Here is a 1,519-nt window from a genome sequence, read left to right as displayed (position 1 = left end):
GTTCCCGGCGCGGGAGGAGAAGGCCACGTACCGGCCGTCCGCGCTGATGACCGCCTGGGTCGAGGCGTCGTTGGCCTGAAGGCCGTCCCTGGTCACGCTCGCACGGGTGAGGGTGCCGTTCTGCCGGTCGTGCACATAGACGTCGTCCACGATATTGGTGTCGCCGGGAATGTTTCCGGAGTTGCTGACGAAGGCGATGTAGCGTCCGTCCGCGCTGATGGACGGCGTATGGGCATGGCCGTTGCCTTCGAGACCGCCGGCGGCGACGCTGACCCGCTCCGTGGTGCCGTTCTGCCGGTCGCGGAGGAAGACGTCGCTCTTGCCGTTGGCGTCGCCCGCGACCAGGTTCCCGGCGCGGGAGGAGAAGGCCACGTACCGGCCGTCCGCGCTGATCGACACCCCGTCGCTGTGGCCGTCGGCCTGGGCGCCGCCGGTGGCGACGCTGACGCGTTCGGCGGCCCCGGTCAGCCGGTCGCGTACGAAGAGGTCCCAGGCGTTGTTGGTGTCGCCGGGGACCAGGTCGGCGGCGATGGACTCGAAGGCCGCGAAACGCCCGTCGGCGCTGAGCCGGGTGATGTCCGACAGAGCGCCGCCCGCGCCGGCGCTCTGCGCTCCCGCCCCGGTCAGATTCACCCGTTCCACGCTCGGCGCGGGCTGCTCCGGCTCCTCCTCCGCGGGGTCGTTGCCCGCTCTCGCCAGCCGCTGGCGGAATCGGGTGCCGATCGCGTCGTCGCACTCGGCGAGCTGTACGGGGGCGCCGCTCAGGTGCGATGCCTGTGGGACGCCCAGGCATCGGGGCGGTGCGGCGGTGAGCGGCTGGAGCCAGACATGAGTGCCCTGGTCCCCGAAGTCGAAGTCGGCCCCCGGCTGCCCCGCGCAGTCGGCCTGCCGGGCCTGGGCGCCGATCGCGCTCGACCCGTTCTCGATCTCCAGGCACTTGCCGCTGTTGACGTTGACCACGTTCACGCCGTGCCCCGAGGTCGACAGCCGGACCGTCCAGGCGGCGGCCGTCCGGCCGGTGCAGTCCGCTTGGAGGACCCGGGCGCCGGCGTCGGCGGAGGCGTTCTCCGTCTCCAGGCACTTGCCGCTGTGGGCGGCGATGACATTGATCGCCTCACCGGGCGCCGCGACCGCCGGAACCGTCCCCATCAGCAGTACCGGAAGCAGTGGGGAGAGCAGCAGAAGCAGTACGCCCGCGTGCTTCGAGCCCCCTGGAAGGCCACTGGGCACCGGATTACCCCCTCGGTGTGTTCCTGCGCGCCTGGGCGGGCGGCAGGGGACGGAACGTCCCGCGTCGTCCGTGCGGGCGCGCAGTGTCCCGGGAGCCGCTGACATGGCCCTGACGCGCCGCGAATCGCCGGGGCGGGCATGGCGACGGACCCGGACGGCCGCCTGCGGCCCCGGCCGATGAGCGGTGGAACGGCGGTGCCGCGGGTGAGGCCGGAGGAACGGCGGTGCCCACCGTACCGAGGGAGCGGAGCACGCACCAGGCCGCGGCGGCGCCGGGGCCGTACCCGTA

The 1,519-nt window shown here is 73.1% G+C and carries 1 protein-coding gene; it reads right to left on the bottom strand.

What is annotated here, in order from left to right:
* On the bottom strand, window positions 1-1,230 hold a 1,230-nt coding region (locus FF041_RS38635; protein ID WP_194292367.1), incomplete at its 3' end, for an RICIN domain-containing protein.
* Window positions 1,231-1,519: the final 289 nt, after the last annotated feature.

It is taken from the genome of Streptomyces jumonjinensis, from assembly GCF_009600885.1.
In the GTDB taxonomy this organism is placed as follows: Bacteria; Actinomycetota; Actinomycetes; order Streptomycetales; family Streptomycetaceae; genus Streptomyces; species Streptomyces jumonjinensis.
The sequence above is the reverse complement of the archived record's forward strand: the minus strand, read 5'-3'. Positions and strand labels throughout refer to the sequence as shown.